The organism is Rhizobium sp. BK316 (genome assembly GCF_014193695.1).
In the GTDB taxonomy this organism is placed as follows: Bacteria; Pseudomonadota; Alphaproteobacteria; order Rhizobiales; family Rhizobiaceae; genus Rhizobium.
Genome location: NZ_JACHZR010000004.1, coordinates 144608 through 159386, shown reverse-complemented (window position 1 = coordinate 159386; position 14779 = coordinate 144608). Strand labels below are relative to the sequence as shown.

General features: G+C 60.6%; 19 protein-coding genes. 5 read left to right on the top strand and 14 right to left on the bottom strand.

Annotated elements, in window-relative coordinates:
* The first annotated feature begins 99 nt into the window (after positions 1-99).
* Together FHT87_RS19580 and FHT87_RS19575 are read left to right on the top strand one after the other, a co-directional pair.
* Positions 100-669 (top strand): NUDIX hydrolase, encoded by a 570-nt coding sequence (locus FHT87_RS19580; RefSeq protein WP_183734752.1) that lies wholly within the window; start codon positions 100-102, stop codon positions 667-669.
* Positions 670-818: 149 nt separating this feature from the next.
* On the top strand, positions 819-1289 hold the full coding sequence (locus FHT87_RS19575; protein ID WP_246699644.1) for a hypothetical protein: 471 nt from the start codon (positions 819-821) through the stop codon (positions 1287-1289).
* An 18-nt stretch (positions 1290-1307) separates the two neighbouring features.
* On the opposite strand, the gene FHT87_RS19570 is transcribed toward FHT87_RS19575, so the two are convergent.
* The 7 genes from FHT87_RS19570 to FHT87_RS19540 all read right to left on the bottom strand — a co-directional run bounded on the left by FHT87_RS19570 (position 1308) and on the right by FHT87_RS19540 (position 6702).
* A complete protein-coding gene (locus FHT87_RS19570; protein WP_183734751.1) occupies positions 1308-2150 on the bottom strand; it encodes an isocitrate lyase/phosphoenolpyruvate mutase family protein in 843 nt (280 codons plus the stop codon).
* Positions 2151-2258: 108 nt separating this feature from the next.
* Positions 2259-3020, bottom strand: coding sequence for an ABC transporter permease (locus tag FHT87_RS19565; RefSeq protein WP_183734750.1), 762 nt, complete (start codon positions 3018-3020; stop codon positions 2259-2261).
* A complete protein-coding gene (locus FHT87_RS19560) occupies positions 3017-3943 on the bottom strand; it encodes an ABC transporter ATP-binding protein (protein WP_183734749.1) in 927 nt (308 codons plus the stop codon). Before FHT87_RS19560 ends, FHT87_RS19565 begins: the two co-directional genes overlap by 4 nt.
* Before the next feature lie 482 nt (positions 3944-4425).
* Positions 4426-4908 carry an N-acetyltransferase gene (locus FHT87_RS19555; RefSeq protein ID WP_183734748.1) on the bottom strand — a complete coding sequence of 161 codons (483 nt, stop codon included), beginning with the start codon at positions 4906-4908 and terminating at the stop codon, positions 4426-4428.
* Positions 4909-5000: 92 nt separating this feature from the next.
* The gene (locus FHT87_RS19550; RefSeq protein ID WP_183734747.1) at positions 5001-5291 is read right to left on the bottom strand and encodes a hypothetical protein; all 291 of its coding nucleotides are present in this window, start codon (positions 5289-5291) and stop codon (positions 5001-5003) included.
* 7 nt (positions 5292-5298) lie between these two features.
* The gene (locus FHT87_RS19545; protein WP_183734746.1) at positions 5299-5532 is read right to left on the bottom strand and encodes a hypothetical protein; all 234 of its coding nucleotides are present in this window, start codon (positions 5530-5532) and stop codon (positions 5299-5301) included.
* Positions 5533-5766: 234 nt separating this feature from the next.
* Positions 5767-6702 (bottom strand): flagellin, encoded by a 936-nt coding sequence (locus FHT87_RS19540; RefSeq protein WP_183804394.1) that lies wholly within the window; start codon positions 6700-6702, stop codon positions 5767-5769.
* A 228-nt stretch (positions 6703-6930) separates the two neighbouring features.
* Between FHT87_RS19540 and FHT87_RS19535 the strand changes: the two genes are divergently transcribed.
* A complete protein-coding gene (locus FHT87_RS19535) occupies positions 6931-7107 on the top strand; it encodes a peptide ABC transporter permease (RefSeq protein ID WP_183734744.1) in 177 nt (58 codons plus the stop codon).
* Positions 7108-7134: 27 nt separating this feature from the next.
* Here the strand turns inward: FHT87_RS19535 and FHT87_RS19530 are convergent, their stop codons facing one another.
* Positions 7135-7386, bottom strand: a complete 252-nt coding sequence (locus FHT87_RS19530; protein ID WP_183734743.1) for a DUF982 domain-containing protein — start codon at positions 7384-7386, stop codon at positions 7135-7137.
* Between the two features lie 212 nt (positions 7387-7598).
* Here FHT87_RS19530 and FHT87_RS19525 point away from each other — a divergent pair, with 212 nt between their 5' ends.
* Entirely contained in the window at positions 7599-8330 is a 732-nt protein-coding gene (locus FHT87_RS19525; RefSeq protein WP_183734742.1) for a Crp/Fnr family transcriptional regulator, read from the top strand.
* 111 nt (positions 8331-8441) lie between these two features.
* Here FHT87_RS19525 and FHT87_RS19520 read toward each other — a convergent pair whose 3' ends face one another.
* From FHT87_RS19520 to FHT87_RS19500, 5 genes are all read right to left on the bottom strand, one after another.
* Positions 8442-8936 carry a sigma-70 family RNA polymerase sigma factor gene (locus FHT87_RS19520; RefSeq protein WP_183734741.1) on the bottom strand — a complete coding sequence of 165 codons (495 nt, stop codon included), beginning with the start codon at positions 8934-8936 and terminating at the stop codon, positions 8442-8444.
* Positions 8937-9195: 259 nt separating this feature from the next.
* Positions 9196-9615: a response regulator gene (locus FHT87_RS19515; protein ID WP_246698194.1), complete on the bottom strand. Its 420-nt coding sequence runs from the start codon at positions 9613-9615 to the stop codon at positions 9196-9198.
* A 441-nt stretch (positions 9616-10056) separates the two neighbouring features.
* Positions 10057-10251 (bottom strand): type II toxin-antitoxin system RelE/ParE family toxin, encoded by a 195-nt coding sequence (locus FHT87_RS19510; RefSeq protein ID WP_348647646.1) that lies wholly within the window; start codon positions 10249-10251, stop codon positions 10057-10059.
* Positions 10252-10322: 71 nt separating this feature from the next.
* Positions 10323-10583, bottom strand: a complete 261-nt coding sequence (locus FHT87_RS19505) for a type II toxin-antitoxin system ParD family antitoxin (protein ID WP_183734740.1) — start codon at positions 10581-10583, stop codon at positions 10323-10325.
* 100 nt (positions 10584-10683) lie between these two features.
* Positions 10684-12042: an extensin family protein gene (locus FHT87_RS19500; RefSeq protein ID WP_183734739.1), complete on the bottom strand. Its 1359-nt coding sequence runs from the start codon at positions 12040-12042 to the stop codon at positions 10684-10686.
* Positions 12043-12333: 291 nt separating this feature from the next.
* Here FHT87_RS19500 and FHT87_RS19495 point away from each other — a divergent pair, with 291 nt between their 5' ends.
* Positions 12334-12765 (top strand): nuclear transport factor 2 family protein, encoded by a 432-nt coding sequence (locus FHT87_RS19495; protein ID WP_183734738.1) that lies wholly within the window; start codon positions 12334-12336, stop codon positions 12763-12765.
* A 190-nt stretch (positions 12766-12955) separates the two neighbouring features.
* On the opposite strand, the gene FHT87_RS19490 is transcribed toward FHT87_RS19495, so the two are convergent.
* On the bottom strand, positions 12956-14776 hold the full coding sequence (locus FHT87_RS19490; protein WP_183804391.1) for a methyl-accepting chemotaxis protein: 1821 nt from the start codon (positions 14774-14776) through the stop codon (positions 12956-12958).
* Positions 14777-14779: the final 3 nt, after the last annotated feature.

The following is a 14779-nucleotide window of genomic DNA, read 5'->3' as shown; positions in this document are numbered from 1 at the left end:
TCCCTTTTTGGACGACTGTCGTAGGAGACTGTCATAAATCTGTCATAAAGCGTCGCAGGCAATTGATCGAAAAAGTAAATTTTGACAATGCTGGATGTCATGAAATCCAATAAAAAAGGCGCGAAATCCCGTGCCGGCACATCCCAGCCACTGTTGAAGCAGCTTGCCGCGAGGCCCGAGAAGCTTTTCTCCGGCGCCTTTCGCCAGCAATATGGCGCGCTCTGCTTCCGTCGCCGCAGTGCCGATCCCGATAGCAAGCCCCCCGCAAGCAAGGGTCCCGAGATCGATATCCTCGTCGTCACCACGCGCGACAGCGGCCGCTGGATCATTCCCAAGGGCTGGCCGATGAAAAAGAAGAAGCCGCACGAAGCGGCCGCCATCGAGGCGTGGGAGGAAGCCGGCGTGCGCGGAACGGTCAGCAAGCACCCCGTTGGCCGCTATACCTATCTGAAGGAACTGGACGACGGCGACGTCGTGCCCTGCATCGTCGATATCTTCCAGATCGAAGTGGAGGCCGCACAAAACGAATTCAGGGAAGTCGGCCAGCGCGTGCTGGACTGGGTCAGCCCGGACGAAGCGGCAAGGCGCGTGCGCGAACTCGAACTGAAATCCCTGCTCGTCGATTTCCGCCCTCGGGATGGCAAGGGGCGGCGTAAGAAGAAGAGCTGATTGGCAGACATCCGCGTCCCGTCATTTCGCACTTACAACCATCACCTGTTTGACGCCGCGCCGCCATCATTAGGCGGCGGATAAGCCGCAATTCGAGTTCAGCTTCGCGCAACTGGCAGGAATTGGCCTGCCCGAATGGGGAAACACCGATGCCCGGAGCATCGAGCGCGCGCATGCAGACAGGCTTTCACGCGATTTTCATCCTGTTGGTTCTCTGCCTGCGACCAGCAGTCGGGATGCCGCGATGTCCTCCGCAGAATGAGCTGCTGGCAAAGGCGAAGGTGGTGGTCGAGGCCAGCGTGAAATCGCTTTTCATCGGCGAATCCGGTTTGATCGTGACGAACGAATTCCCGACCCGGATGATCCGGGCGGATCTGGAGATCAGGAGAGTCATCAAGGGCGAATTCGCCGGAAAGGAGGTGACGGTCTATGGCGCAATGTTTCCGCCAGGACCGTACCGGGAGTTGAGCCTCATGGCATTACTGGCTGGGTATGATGGTCATGACACCTTCGAGTGGGAGCTTTCATCTTACGAGATCGGCGATACCGGCATGTCGTTCTTCGTAATGAGCGACTGCATCTACCACAAATTTCCCGACCTCATCACCAATCCGCAATGAGAGATCATCAATAGAGCCCTACTCCCGGTCGCCTCGCTTCTCCTGCGACATGAGCTGGCTGAGCGTGGCCGCCGGGATCGCATCGGCGGCATAGGTAAAGGTGCCCGATGATTTCACTTCCTCGGCCGCCCGCAATAACGCGCCGAGTGCCGCACGCGCAAAGGAGCCGCCGACACTCACGCGGCGCACGCCGGCAGCCGAGAGTTCGGCAACGCTGTAGCGCGGCCCCTTCAGCCCCATCACCACATTGACGGGCTTGTCGACGGCGGCGCAGACCGTCCGGATGGCGTCGATGTCAGGCAGGCCGGGCGCATAGAGCACGTCGGCGCCGGCCGCCGAAAAAGCCTGCAGCCGCCTGATCGTGTCATCGAGATCAGGCCGCTCCCACAGAAAATTCTCCGCCCTTGCCGTCAACAGGAAAGGCAGTGTCCGCGCGGCCTCGGCTGCAGCCTGCACACGCTCGACAGAATGCGACAGATCATAGATCGGGCGGGCCGGTTCGCCGCTGGCATCCTCGATCGATCCGCCGACCAGCCCGACCTCGCAGGCCAGCCGGATCGTTTCGGCGCAGATCTCCGGTGCGGCACCGAACCCATCTTCGAGATCGGCCGATACGGGAAGATCGGTGGCGCCGACGATCTCGGCGGCATTGTCGAGAATTTCGCCGCGCTGGAGGCTCGCAAAGGAATCCCGCTTGCCCTTGGAAAAGGCATAACCGGCGCTGGTCGTCGCCAAGGCCTCGAAACCGAGACTCGTCAGGATTCGGGCCGAACCGGCATCCCAGGGATTAGGAATGACGAATGCCTCATCCCTTTGATGCAGCGCCTTCAACCGCTCGAATTTGGTCTGTTGCTCCTCCACGACTCTCTCCTTCGTAAATGACAGCAAGGCCAGACTAGCAGTTGCGAACAAAATGTGAACGAATATATGTCGCCTAAGCGGATTTGGTCGTGGCGGCGGTCCGCCCGCTCAATTGCGCAGCCTATACCCCGTCTTGAAAATCCAGCCGAGCGTGCTCAGGCAAATCACCAGAAACAGCGAGATCATCCCGAGGCTGACCAGCGGGTTGACGTCTGCAATCCCGAAGAAGCTCCAGCGGAAGCCGCTGACGAGGTAGAGCACCGGGTTGAAATGGCTGACGGCCTGCCAGAAGGGCGGCAGCATGTTGATCGAGTAGAAGCTGCCGCCGAGGAAGGTCAGCGGTGGCACGACCAGCATGGGGATGAGGTTGAGCTGCTCGAAATTCGTGGCCCATATGCCGATCATGAAGCCGAACAGGCTGAAGCTGATCGCAGTCAGCAGGAAGAACAACACCATCATGAAGGGATGTTCGATGCGGACATCGACGAAGAGATTGGCCGTCAGCAGAATGATGACGCCGATGATCAGGCCCTTGGTGGCCGCCGCTCCCACATAGCCGATCAGGATTTCCGTCATGGCGACGGGGGCCGACAGGATCTCGTAGATCGTGCCGGTGAATTTCGGGAAATAGATGCCGAAGGAACCGTTGCCGATGCACTGGCCGAGCAGCGTCAGCATGATGAGGCCGGGCGTGATGAAGGCGCCGTAGGACACGCCCTCCACTTCCTGGATGCGCGAGCCGATGGCAGCGCCGAAGACGATGAAATAGAGCGAGGTGGAAATGACGGGCGAAATGACGCTCTGCAAGAGCGTGCGCCGCGTGCGCGCCATCTCGAAATAATAGATCGACTTGATCGCCTCGAAGTTCACTTTGCGGCTCCTACCAGCGATACGAAGATATCTTCGAGCGAGCTCTGGCGCGTCGAGAGATCCCGGAAATTGACGTTGTTTTCCCCAAGCCGGGTCAAAAGCGATGCGACGCTTTCGTGCTCGTTGTGCGTGTCGAATTCATAGACGAGCCTGTTACCCTCGGCCTCGATCGACAGGCCGTTGCCGGCAAAGCAATCCGGAAGCTTATCCAGCGGTTCATTGAGTTCGAGGATCAGCTGCTTGCGGCCGAGCTTGGCCATCAGCGCCTGCTTGTCTTCGACGAGCAGCAACTCGCCGCCATTGATGACGCCGACGCGATCGGCAATCTCTTCGGCCTCTTCGATGTAATGCGTCGTCAGGATGATGGTGACGCCTTCGGCGCGCAGCCGCTCGACCACGTGCCACATGTCCTTGCGCAGCGTCACGTCCACGCCCGCCGTCGGCTCGTCGAGGAAGAGGATCGAGGGCTCGTGCGACAGCGCCTTGGCGATCAACACGCGCCGCTTCATGCCGCCGGAGAGCTGGCGCAGCATATTGTCCTTCTTGTCCCACAGCGACAGGTCGCGCAGCACCTTCTCGATATGGGCGGGATTGGCCTTCTTGCCGTGCAGGCCGCGCGAAAAACTCACCGTATTCCACACCGTCTCGAACTGGTCGGTGGTCAGTTCCTGCGGCACCAGGCCGATCAGCGTGCGCGTGGCGCGGAAATCCTTCACCACGTCATGCCCGTCGACCACAACCGCGCCGCCACTCGGATTGGCGATGCCGCAGATGATCGAGATCAGTGTCGTCTTGCCCGCCCCGTTCGGCCCGAGCAGCGCCAGGATTTCACCGCGCTCGATTTCGAGGTTGATGCCCTTCAGCGCCTGGAAGCCATTTGCATAGGTCTTGGTGAGATCTTGGACGGAAATGATCGGTGCCATGGGGCTCTTTGCGGATATCAGGTCGAATTCGCCCGCTATATAGCCCCTTTGTGAAGCTTTGACATCCCGAAGAGCCTGAACAGTGAATTCACACCATCATTCCAGCCGCCGACAATGTCAGGCATCGGATGCCCATCCACAGCGAAAATCGGCCAATGAAAAGAAAATCATTTCCCGGCTCCCGATGTCATCAATCGGTGATGTTCATCCCGCATAAGAACACGCGAGGACAGCACCGGCTCCCGCCCGCCGCCCACCCCTTTGCGGAGCCGCCCTCTCGGCGATCTCGTTACGCCTTCTCTGCTGGCCTCGGCATTGTAGTGAAAATTATTGTCAGTCACGAAATGCCAGGAACCGGCCAGTATCCCCTGTTCAGCCGCGTTCGTCTAAGCCGGCCCTAGGCCGGCTTTCTTTTTTCTGGTGTGTTAAAATAGGTTGGTCTCAGTTTGAGGCGAGGTCCTTGTAAACTACGCCCTCCAACATCAAAGATCCCGATACATCACGAGCGCATCGACATAGCCGAGATCAGGATGATTGAACGCCCCGGGAAGCCGGCCGACCACCTGAAAATCGAGCGACTGCCACAGCCGCACTGCCCGCTCGTTGGAACTGACGACGAAATTGAACTGCATGGCCCGGAAGCCGCGCTGGCGCGCATGGGCAAGCGAATGCTGGTGCATGATGCGCGCCACACCCTGGCCCGCCGCCGGCGGCGCGGTCATATAACCGCAATTGCAGACGTGATTGCCGCCGCCAGCCTGATTGGCCTTGATATAATAGGTGCCGACGATGCTGCCGCCGTCATCGGCGACGAATGTTTCCTTGTCGGAGCCGAGCCAGTAGTCGAGCGCATCGGCTTCGCTCATGTCGCCGTCGAGCGTATAGGTCTCGCCCGCCCGGATGACAGGTTCCAGGATCGTCCAGATGGCGCTGCGGTCTTCCGCTCTGGCAGGTCGGATCAGCATGGACGCATGTTCGCACGAGCAGATGGCGCTCCGCAACCGCGACATGGCGGCCGGAAGGGGCTGAGACGCAAGAAGATGTGAAGGGAGCTGCGTCAGCCGTTGAGGCTGTCGAGGATATCGTGGAGAAGCCGCTCGGCATAGCGCATCGTTTCGAGCTGTTCTTCCGGCGCGAGCTTATGTGCAACGCATTCCGCCCGCATGGCGGTCCTCAGCTTTGCCAGCAGCGCCGCCTGTTCATAGGGTGTAAACGCGCTGTCGCGAACGGTGATCTTCGCGATCGTCTCCAGAATGGCGATCCTTCCTTCCACCTGCCTTGCCGAGCCGACATAGGATGGTCGCGGCGGCCGGAGATTTCGGCGCGGGAATGTTACGATGTTGCCCATGCGCCCCTCACAGGGCCGGTGTCTTGAAATCGGAACCCGACAGCATGGTGTGCAGCTTGTACTCGCTGTCGGCGCCCTGCTGGTAAAGGTCGATTGTCATACGAGCGAGTTCACGCGCTTCCTTGCAGTCGCGCGACAGACCCCGCTCTGCGCAAAGCCTGTTGAAGGCCTTCTGCACGATCGCAAGCTCCACGGCACCGATCCAGCGGTCAGGCGCATCCGTTCTGATATTCGGTTGCATGATTTCCTCCCGATCGCTCCTTGAAGATGCTGCCAAACGCATAAGGGAGCAGAGAGTTCCATACAAAATGCAGAACGCAAAAATTTTCTATCGAGCCGCGCCGCATGCCCCGCTTCAAGGCCTGCAAGCGACCCTGCAGCCGCGCTGAAGGGAAAAATATGCGCGTTTGAAACTTTTGCGTTTCTCCTTTGTTTGGAAACATCCTGAAGACGGCGCTCGCTACGGCGCTCTCCTTCAGCTCCGGAAGAGCGACAGAATGTTCTGCGGCGCGCTGTTGGCGATGGAGAGCGATTGCACTGCCAGTTGCTGCTGCGTCTGCAGCGCCGATAATCGCGAGGACTCCGCCTCCATATCGGCATCGACCAGCCGCCCGACGCCGCTGTCGGTGGAATCGCTGAGCGTGGAGACGAAATCCTCCTGCATGGCGATGCGCTTCTGCAGCGAGCCGAGCTCGGAAGCCGTGGCGACCATCAGGCCCAACGCCTGCTCCACATCCTGCAGCGCGTTGCCGATGCCGCCCGACGTGGTGAGCGTCGTGATGTCGAGTGCGTAGACCGACTGACCAGATAACTTTCCCACGTTCGTGCCGAGGATGCCCTCATCGAGATTTTCGAGGCTGCCGCCGGTCGCCCAGGCACCGAACAGGGTATTCAAATCAAGGGGATTGCTGCTCCTGGCGACATAATCCGTCATCGTGACCTTCACATTGCCGCTGCCGTCGCGCACGAAGGAGGACACGACCGAGCGGGTCGTCAGGTCGATGGCGATCATCCAGTTCTCGCCGGAGAATGAGGCCGACCGGGCAATGCTCAGCAACTGATCCTGCAGCTGATCAATCTCTTCCTGCACCTTGGCCCTGTCGACGCCCTTCTCCGAAGCGGCGACGAGCTTCGCCTTGATCTCGCTCACCACGTCGATGGCGCTCGACATCGCGGTATAGGCCGTGTCCACCTTTGCCGCACCAAGGCCCAACGCATCCGAAACCGCCGAGAGCGCCTTGTTGTCCGAACGCATGGTCGTGGCGATCGACCAATAGGCGGCGTTGTCGGCTGCCTTGTCGATCCGGTAACCCGAGGAGACGCGCTGCTGCGTATCCTGAAGGCTGCCGTTCACGTTGCGAAGTGTCTGAAGTGCGGCCATGGCGGAATTGTTCGTGATGATCGACGACATCAAAGGCTCTGTTATTCAACGAGAAAGTGATCATTGGACAGGAGAATCGATGCTTCATGCACCCGAGGATGAAAAACTTATCGGGCGCAAGGTTAACAATCCCCTGCTAAATTACCCATTGATCTTATGGCCGGCCAAAACACCTGCTCTCACCCAGCCCCCTCCGCGCCTGGGAACCTGCCGCCACCCCGGAGGTTCGGCACTGAGCGGGGAAGGAAAGGCACGACCATGACAGAGGAAAAATCCGGAGCCGCCGATAGCGGCGACACCGAAGAGAGGGTCTTTTCCGCGCAGGACGCGCGCGGCGGCGAAATCATTCTGCGGACAAGAACACGGCGCGTGATCTTCTTCGCCGGCCTTGCCGGCTGCGTCCTGCTGGGGCTGGTGCTCTATGTCTTTACATGAAGCTCGCACCGGCGCATGACGGCGATATCAGGCTTCGTCATCGATGCAGCGGACGCCGGCGGCATCGGCCGCATCGATGAAGGCTTCCCGCGCCTCGTCTGGCAGAAGCTCGCCTTCCGAGACGGCCGCAAAGGAGGCCAGCGCATTCTCGAAGGCCAGACCGTAGGTGACAGGCCACTTTTCGGCGAGAAGTGCTGCCGCGTGGCCTGTTCCACGCACGGTAATGAGGCTCTCCTGCCCTGGAAGCCGGATATGCAAGGGTATGGTCCAATCTGACATGATGAATAGCGCCGCTGCCTGCCCCCGATTGATCGTTTCGGCCCTTCAAACGCGACGGCCGGAACAAAGTTCCCACGGGGGCGCTCTGAATATCCCAAATAAGATCACCATTTGGTGACAATGTAAGGGCCGCAGGAGTTGCCGGCAAATCGACCGCAAGCGGGAACCTCGGCCGTTGTCTCGAGTCTGATGGTTTCACGAAGAGGAAAGCCATGGACAAGGCGCTTTACGCGGCGGGCGACAATATATTGCTCGCAAGGATGGACGATGAGGCGAGACCGCATCTGGCCCCTCACCTGGAGCCGCTTGCCCTGCCGCGGGGCTTTGCGCTGTCGACATCAGGCCATCAGGTGAAACATTGTTATTTCATCCAGGATGGCATCGCCTCGATCATCGCGAGATCGGCGGCCGACCGATCGAGCGAGGTCGGCATCGTCGGGCGCGAAGGCATCGCGCCGCTGACGCCGATTCTCGACAGCACGCACGCGACCTTCGACATTTTCATGCAGGTGGAAGGGCGTGGTTCGCGCATCGCCGTGGAGCCGCTGCAGGAAGCGCTGAAGGCCGCACCGTCACTGCGCCGGCTCCTGAACCGCTATGTCCAGACGTTCATCGTCCAGGCGGCTTTCACCTCGCTTGCCAATGCCAATCATTCCATCGAGCCGCGGCTGGCGCGCTGGATCCTGATGTGCCATGACCGCATCGACGGCGACCAGATCGGCCTGACGCACGAGTTCCTGGCCCTCATGCTGTCGGTCAGGCGGGCCAGCATCACCAACGCGCTGCATGATCTGGAAGGCAGGCTGCTCATCTGGTCGGAGCGCAGCATGGTCACCGTCCGCAACCGGGCGGGCCTCGAAGAATTCGCCGGCGATTCCTATGGTCGTGCCGAGCGGGAATATCGCCGGCTGATCGGCGAACTCAAGGAGCCGGACACCGTCTAGCGACAATTCGGGCTACAGCATCGGCCCGAAAATCGTAATCGACGGAAAGCCTGATGCGTAGATTCAAAGAGTTAGAGCGTCCTTTGTGCGTCCGAATGGACGCACGGCGCTCTAATGATAATAGCCGATATCGTGCGCAATGCGGTGGCGGGCGCGGTTCACCCGGCTCTTGATGGTGCCGATCGGGCAATGGAAATGGTCTGCCGCTTCCTCATAGGAGCGCCCGTCCACGAAGATGAAGGCGAAGGCGGCGCGGTAAGGCTCCGGCAGGTGTCCGCAGGCAGCCTCCAATTCATGGCCGCGCAGATGCCATTCCTGATCGGCCGGCACGCTGCCCTGCGACGAAACACATTCCTCCGAACCGAGCGTCTCGCGCTGCCTGAGGCGGAAGCGCGTGCAGAAGGCATTGCGCATGATCGTGAACAGCCAGGATTTCATCCTCGTGCCCTGTTTGAACTGCTCGATATTGCCGAGTGCCCTGACGAGCGTTTCCTGCACGAGATCGTCCGCATCCACGGACGACCGGTAAAAGGTGCGGGCGAATGCCCTGAGCGCCGGAATGAGCGTGACCACTTCCTCTTGAAGAACGTCGCGGGAATGTTTCATGTCCCTGCTCCCTGGAGCGCCGTGCGTCCACTTGGACGCACTAACTCTTTGAAACTACGCATCAAGCTTTCTGAAAATCGATTCCGAATTTCGGGCCGATGCCGTAGCCGTTCATATGGAGGGCTCTTGATGTGGATCCCTCGGAAATCGACGTCTCCGCTACTCAGAGAAAAGGGGCAGCCTCCTGTTCGTTCCATAAATGGGCATCTTGGTACGATAACGCACAATAGGTATGCTGCCGGCGTCTGAAAGGCCGGACTCAGCCGCCGTTTTCGCGCGACGCAAAGAGCGCCTTGGCGATCTCGGCAAGTGCGGAGGGGTTCTCACTGAGCAGATAGCCGCCATATCTTGCGGCAATATCCGCATCGGCATGAGGCATCGCAAAAACAGACATCGCGAAAACAAAGGGTATCTGGGCATCCTGCAGCCGCTCGGCGAGCGGAAACACCACGTCGCCCTCGATGCGTATATCCAGAATGGCGCCGTCGATCCTGGCAATATCGAGCAGCGCCAGGCCGATCTCGGCTGATGACGCAGGTCCGACGATGACGACCCCGGCCTTTTCCAGCGCAAGCCGCACCGCGTCGGCGACCAAGTCACCGCTTTCGACAATGAGCAGATGCTTACCCGCCAGGAGCCTGAGATCGTCGATCTCCATCCATCCCCGCAATCGCTTCATCCCCGGAATCAGGCCTCGAGAACAGGCCCCCGAGATCAGGCAGAGTGTCCCTAACCGCTCATAGCGGTAAAGGTTTCCGCGCAAAGTCGGGACATCCGGCCGGCCTGCGGCAAGGCGAACAAAAGCGGTCTGTTCCGGCAGGACTGCCCGTGGCAAACGCCGCCGCGCGTGCCGATACAGGCGCATCGAACATGACGCACCGGAGGCTGTCGCGCCATTGAACCGATGGGTGATTTACGCGCACAATGTCGAGGAGGCGGACGCATTCTGCGAAACCCATTTCGGCTTCAGCCCCGTGCGGCTGCTCGGCGACCACCAACGAGATGGCCGACACCGGAATGCCGGCAATCTGACCGCCTGCCGCGCTGGCCGCAACAGGCTGTGCAGCGGCCTTCGATTTCAACTGGCCGATACATCATATCGTCACGATGAGGGTTTGTATCAGTCGAGCCAGTTTTCGACGTCGCGTGGGCCGTAGACCACCGCCACCACGAAGATGCCGTAAGACATCGGCTCATAAATGACGATGTAACGCCCCTCTATCAGAATCCGTGCCGTGGGGCTCAAATCGGGACGTAGCGGCCCCATATGCGGATGCTCGGCTGCCAACTCGGCCTTGTCTAGAATCCGCAGCACGCTCATTGTCTGGCGCAATGGCGCGCCAGATGTCGCGCAAATCTTCTTCCGCGCGCGGGCTGAGAATGTACTTAGCCACGCTTGCGCGCTTCTGCCTTCAGTTCAGCGAGAAGCGTGTCTGCAGTGACGCTGCGACCTTCACCACTCGCCATGCCTTCATCGTAAGCTTTCTTGAGGCGTGCCAGCTCCATCTGCCGGACGTCCTCGCGCTGCTCCCATAGGCGCAGCGCATCGCGCACGATTTCGCTGTTGGAGGCATAGCCGCCATTTTCGACAGCGTTCTCCAACATGGCCGCCTGATGCGGCGTGAGGGATATGGTGAGAGTGCGCATATCAAGGTCTAACAAATATTGTTAGATGTTGAGGGTGTGGAAGCTATCGCTGCTATCGTCGACACCATCGAGATAACGCAGACATTCCCGCAATGTCAGCCTATTTGCAGACGGCTCTGCCGCTCCTGCGCGACATGAGATCGAAGTGGAAATGATTCCAGTGCTCGGGATTGTAGCCCGGGCCAAGCACCGTCGTGAAATAATTGCAGCTGTCGCTGCGCACGGCCTTCAGGAGGCGCCCTTCGCGGAAGGAGAACAGCCCTTTCTTGCGCACGTCGATCTTGTGGCCGTTCTTCAGCACGAACTTGCCGACATCGATGGCATTGCCCTTCGCATGTTCAGAAATCGGATTGTATCTCTGGCGGCTGTTGTTCATGCGCCGGCAGGAATAGCCGCCAAGCGGCTCGATGGTCTGAATGCCGGTCCAGTAACGGAAGCGGGCCGACGGCGCGAGCTCGTTCTTCACCCATTTGGCAAAGGCTAGCGTCACCTGGCAGTTCAGGACCACCGCCGGCTTGACGCCGATATTGCCGGAGAGGCCCTTCAGCGACACCGGATAAGGCACCTGGCAGGCCGGCCCGTTGGAGATCGGCGGGCGATCCTCGAAGATCACGCCCATGCGCTTCAATTCGCGCCGGCAGGAAAGCTCGGAAGCCGGCATGACACCGGGATCGACGGGGGCCGCCGGCTCGCTCATCATGGGATTGTTAGGCCGCAGCATCGCAACCTCTTCCGGCTCGTCCTCCTCGGGCACGCGCGTCGGCGCTAGAACCGGGCTGCCGTCGCTCCAGGTCTGGGCATCGTTGCCCCGAGCGGCACGCACCGGCGCGCGGCTCATCTGCGCGGCCGCGACCGGTTGCGGCATGTTCCGCTGATTGATCTGCCTGGGATTTTCCGTGCCGATGCCATCGACGACAGGTTCGGTGGCGTTGCCTTCGGCGATCTGCTGCTGTTGCTCTTGCGCCAGGCCGACGACCGGCTGATTGCCAGTCCCGGCACCGAGCTCCTCGTCCATGTTGACGCCATCATGGGGAATGGCGAGCGGCTGCACGCCACCCCAGTTGCCGTTGGATGCCGGTTGCGGGCTCTGTTGCGCCAGGGCTTCATCGCTGTCGATCATCGGCAGGCGCCTCTGCCCCTGCTGCGGCACGGCCATGGATGCCGATTGCCGTGCCGGCGCGCGCATCTGCCGGCCCGTTCCGGCAAGGTTCGGCGTATCGAGATAGTCGATCTGCCCCTGCGTATTGCCGACAGGCGCGCTGGCGCCAGGATAGGGTTGCTGGCTCTGGACCGGCGCCATGCGCACGGCCCCGCCGCGCATCGGCGAGATGGAGCTGACGCGCGTGCTGCTGTCGACATTCTCAGGTGGCACCAGCCCATCGCTGATCGAACAGGTCGTCAGTGCCGTAGAAAGCAGGGCCGGCAGGACGGAACGCCGAAGAAGGGAAAGAAACGCCATACTTATCGCTTCCGCATGCGGTCTGTGATCGGAAAACCTCGATTCAAATTTAATTAAAAACGGTGAATGAAAGCTTTACGTGTGGAGATTCACTAATCGGGAGCGTTCGCACTCGTCAGAGAGGTATCTCCACACCGCGGGAATTGAAGCCTATCCAATGCGCCTGGGAACTGGCGGATGAGCTCTGGAGACCCCGCAGATGCCGGTCATTGCCTTGGGACCTATTGGCATCCTCAGCCAGCGCCATAGCTACCGCGCCATAAGCTCGGTCCATACTCAGGAAAGCAGCCGATGGAAGCCGTAGTAGAAAAATTGTTCGAGCGCTATGAGCGCCTTTTCCGGCAGGCTCTCGCAGGCAAAGCCGATATGGATGAGATCGCATCCCTCTATGCTTCCGATGTCATCGCCGCCTCGCCTGCCGGCGTCATGTCCGGCAAGAATGACGATGAGCTCAAGCGGATGATGGCGCAGGGTTATGAGCACTATCGCTCCATCGGCACGAAGGAGATGCTGCTTCGGCATGTCCGCCTCTCGCCAATCGATGAGAGCCACTGTGTGGCCCATGTCGCCTGGAGGGCAGCTTATGCCCGCAAGGACCAACCGGACACCGACATCGACTTCGAGGTCCATTACCTTGTGCAGGTTCTGGACGGAGGTGCGAAGGTCTTCGGCTGGGTTTCAGGCGACGAGCAGGCGCTTTTGAAGCAGCACGGTATCGGCTGACTTGCTGCCGGCTGATCTGCCTTCTGAGGAAAAACAAAGGACCGCGACGGCAATGCCGCGGCCCTTTGTCGTCTCATTAGAGCGCCGTGCGTCCATTCGGACGCACAAAGGAGGCTCTAACTCTTTGAATCTACGCATCAGGCTTTCCGAAAATCGATTCCGATTTTCCGGCCGATGCTGTAGCAGCCTGTCACGCAGCCCGCCCGTACCGCGCACCCTGCCCCGTCTCGCCCCGCAGGCGGAACTTAGACAGCAGCGCCCGCAGCTGCTGGCTCTCTTCCGCGAGCGTCTGGCTGGCAGCCGTCGTCTCCTCGACCATGGCGGCGTTTTGCTGGGTCATCTGGTCCATGTGGTTGACCGAGGTGTTGATCTCGTGAAGGCCCGTCGCCTGTTCGCGGGCAGCCGTCGCGATGGAATCGACATGGGCGTTGACCCGGTTGACCAGCGCCTCGATCTCGACCAGCGCATCGCCGGTGGAGCGTACCAGCGCCACGCCGCCTTCGACCTCGGATGCCGAGCTCGAAATCAGCGTCTTGATCTCCTTCGCCGCATTCGCCGAACGCTGCGCAAGCTCGCGCACTTCCTGCGCCACGACGGCAAAACCGCGACCGGCTTCACCGGCGCGTGCCGCTTCCACACCGGCATTCAGTGCCAGCAGGTTCGTCTGGAAGGCGATCTCGTCGATCACGCCGATGATCTGGTTGATGCGGCTCGAACTGTCCTCGATGCGGCTCATGGCCGAGACGGCGTTGCGGACGATCTCGCCGGATTTGCCGGCGCTGGTCTTCGTTTCCGCCACCATGGTACGCGCCTCGTTGGCGCGCTCGGAGGCGGTGCGAACCGTTGCGGTGATCTCGTCGAGAGCGGCGGCCGTCTCTTCGAGCGCAGCCGCCTGCTGTTCGGTGCGCTTGGAGAGATTGTTGGTCGCCTCGCTGATATCTCGGGCGCTGTCGTTGACGATATGGCTCGATTCCGCGATCGCATGGATGACGCTGTTCAACGCATCGACGGCAGCGTTGAAATCGGAGCGAAGCTTCGCATAATCCTGGCCGATATCGTCGATCGCAACCGTCAGGTCGCCGGCCGCAAGCCGTTCCAGTCCGGCGCCAAGCGCCATCATTGCCGCAGTCTGGCGTTCGGAGGCGGAGCGCAGGCTCGCCTCGTTGCCGCGCCGCTCGCCTTCGATCTCGCGCTGGCGCTCGTCCTCGCGCACCCGCAGTTCCGCGCGCTCAGCAACGGAATCGCGCAGTACGATCAGCGATTTCGCCATCTGGCCGATCTCGTCGCGCCGGTCGGCATCGGATATCTGAACGCTCGCGTCCTCATCCGCAATCGCGTTCATCGCCGCCTTCAGCCGGGCAATCGGCGAGGTCACGCTGTGCACGATGGCATAGGCGATGGCGAGCGTGGCGATGGCGCCCAGCAGGCAGAGCGCCGCAGCCCAGATCGCATTCTGACGATAGAGCGCCGCAAGATCGTCTGCATAGACGCCGGTACCGACGATCCAGCCCCAGGGCGCAAAACCCGCCACATGCGAATATTTCAGCACCGGCTGATCGGCGCCCGGCTTCGGCCAGTAGTAATCGACGAAGCCCTGCCCGCTCGCCTTCACCGTATTGACGAATTCGATGAACAGGAACTTGCCGTTCGGGTCCTTGTTCTGTGACAGGTCCGTGCCGTTCAACTCCGGCTTGACCGGATGCATCACCATGGTCGGATGCATGTCGTTGATCCAGAAATAGCCGGTGCCGCCGCCATAGCGCATGGAGGCGATCACGTCCTTGGCGGCAGACTGCGCCTGTTCGCGGGTCATCGTGCCCGCCTGCTCCAGCTTGTAATATTTGTCGAAGATGGCAAGCGCCGTCGCATCCATCTGCGCAAGGCCGGCTTTGCGCTCGGCTTCCAGCTCCCGATAGGAATAGTTGAGGAAGAAGATCATCGTCGCGGCAAGCACGGCGAGCGCGAAAGCGACGAGGCTGTAGAGGCGGGTTGAAATCCTGATGTTGCGCATGGG